This window comes from Streptomyces sp. adm13(2018), assembly GCF_008042145.1.
Taxonomy (GTDB): Bacteria; Actinomycetota; Actinomycetes; order Streptomycetales; family Streptomycetaceae; genus Streptomyces.
In genome coordinates this window covers 1-2,290 of record NZ_RDBH01000066.1, presented here as the reverse complement: position 1 = coordinate 2,290, position 2,290 = coordinate 1, and the positions used below count along the sequence as shown (strand labels likewise).

General features: G+C 76.4%; 1 protein-coding gene. It reads right to left on the bottom strand.

Going from position 1 to position 2,290, the window contains the following annotated elements; genetic code table 11:
• The coding region (locus EAO70_RS06100; protein ID WP_187283755.1) for a non-ribosomal peptide synthetase at window positions 1–2,290 on the bottom strand (2,290 nt) is incomplete at both ends.

Sequence of the window (2,290 nt, the reverse complement as noted above, 5' to 3'; positions counted from 1 at the left end):
GCGCTCACCGTCCGCACGGCGAGCGACGACACCCTGGACGCCGAGTTGTCCGCCGCCGTCGCCCACCGCTTCGCCCTCGCCGGCGGGCAGGACGTGCTGGGCGGCGACGCCGTCGGTCTCGCGGTAGACGGTGCGCAGGATCTCGTGGCGGTCGGTGAGGTCGCCGAGCGCGGCGTCGAGTGCGGTGCGGTCGAGGGTGCCGTCGAGGGTGAGCACGAGCGGGATGTTGTACGCGGCGCTGGGACCTTCGAGCTGATCGAGGAACCACAGGCGCTGCTGGGCGTAGGAGAGGGCGAGGTCGCCGTCGCGGGGCGCGGGGGTGAGCGCGGGGCGCTCGGAGGTCGCTCTTTCGAGGCGGCCGGCGAGCCGGCGGACGGTGGGCTCGGCGAAGAGGGCCTCGACGCCGCAGTCCCGGCCGAGTTCGGCCGAGATCCGGCGGGCGAGGCGGGCGGCCATGAGGGAGTGGCCGCCCAAGGCGAAGAAGTCGTCGTCGGCSAGGACGGCGTCCTGGCCGAGGGCGTCGGCGAACAGGGCGGCGAGGGCGTGTTCGAGCGGGGTGCGCGGCTCCCGGCCCGCGCCGGTGGCGGCGGGACCCGGTTCGGGCAGGGCCTTGTGGTCGACCTTGCCGTTGGGCGTGACGGGGATGGCGTCGACGACGGTGACGGTCGCTGGGACGAGGTAGCCGGGCAGGACCTCGGCGAGCGCGTCGCGGACGGCGGCCGGGTCGGGTCCGGCCGCCGCGCCGGCCACGGGGACGACGTATCCGGCGAGCGCGGGGGTGCCGTCGGCGGACCGGCGTACGGTCACGGCGGCCTGGGCCACGGAGGGCAGGCGCAGCAGGGCGGCCTCGGCCTCGCCGGGCTCGACGCGGTAGCCGCGGATCTTGGTCTGTTCGTCGGCGCGTCCGATGAACTCCAGCGATCCGTCGAGGAGTTGGCGGACGAGGTCGCCGGTGCGGTACATGCGCTCGCCGGGCAGGCCGAAGGGATGGGCGACGAACCGCTCGGCGGTGAGCGCGGAGCGGCCGAGGTAACCGCGGGCGAGGCTGGGGCCGGCGACGTACAGCTCGCCGGTGACGCCGGGCGGCACGGGCAGCAGGGCGCTGTCGAGGACGTACACGCGGGTCTCGGCGATGGGGTCGCCGATCGGGGGCGTGCGGGAGCCATCGAGGGCCTCGCTCATGGTGGCGCAGACGGTGGTCTCGGTGGGGCCGTAGCCGTTGACGAAGAGCCGGCCGGGCGCCCAGCGGGAGACCAGTTCCTCACCGGCGGCCTCGCCGGCGATGAGGATGGTCATGCCCGGGGGCAGGTCGGCGGCGGGGTCCATGACGGCCAGCGACGACGGCGGCAGGATCGCGTGGGTGATCCCGGCCTCGCGGGCGAACGCGGCCAGCGGGTCGCCGGGCAGCAGCCGCTCGGCGGGGGCGAGGACGAAGGTCGCTCCGGCGAGCAGGCCCATGCACAGCTCGGGCACCATCGCGTCGAAGCCCGTGGAGGCGAACTGGAGGACCCTGCTGCCCGGACGGACGTCGAGCCGCCGGACGAAGGTGTCGGCGAGGCCCGGCAGTCCGGCGTGGGTGACCACGACGCCCTTGGGGCGGCCGGTGGAGCCGGAGGTGTAGATGACGTACGCGGCGTGCGCGGCGGTCAGCGGGGCGGTGCGGTCCGCGTCGGAGAGGTCGGCGCCGGGGAGCGTCGCCAGCTCGGCGGTGACGGCGGGGTCGTCGAGGGCGAGCGGGGTGCGCCCGGCGGCCTCGGCGACGGCGGCGGTGGAGGCGTCGACGAGCACGCGGACGGGGGCCGCGTCGCCGAGGATGTGCGCGATGCGGGCCTCGGGGTAGCCCGGGTCCACGGGGACGTACGCGGCTCCGGCCTTGACGACGGCGAGGATCGCGACGACGAACTCGGCGGAGCGTGGCAGCAGCAGGGCGACCCGGTCCTCCGGTCCGACGCCGCGGGCGGCGAGCAGCCGGGCGAGCCGGTTGGCGCGCCGGTTCAGCTCGGCGTAGTCGAGGACGGTGTCCTGGAACGCGAGGGCGGGCGCGTCGGGCGAGGCGAGGACCTGGCGCTCGAACAGGGCGGCGAGCGTGGGGCCGTCGGTGGGGAGCAGCAGGGCGACCCGGTCCTCCGGTCCGACGCCGCGGGCGGCGAGCAGCCGGGCGAGCCGGTTGGCGCGCCGGTTCAGCTCGGCGTAGTCGAGGACGGTGTCCTGGAACGCGAGGGCGGGCGCGTCGGGCGAGGCGAGGACCTGGCGCTCGAACAGGGCGGCGAGCGTGGGGCCGTCGGTGGGG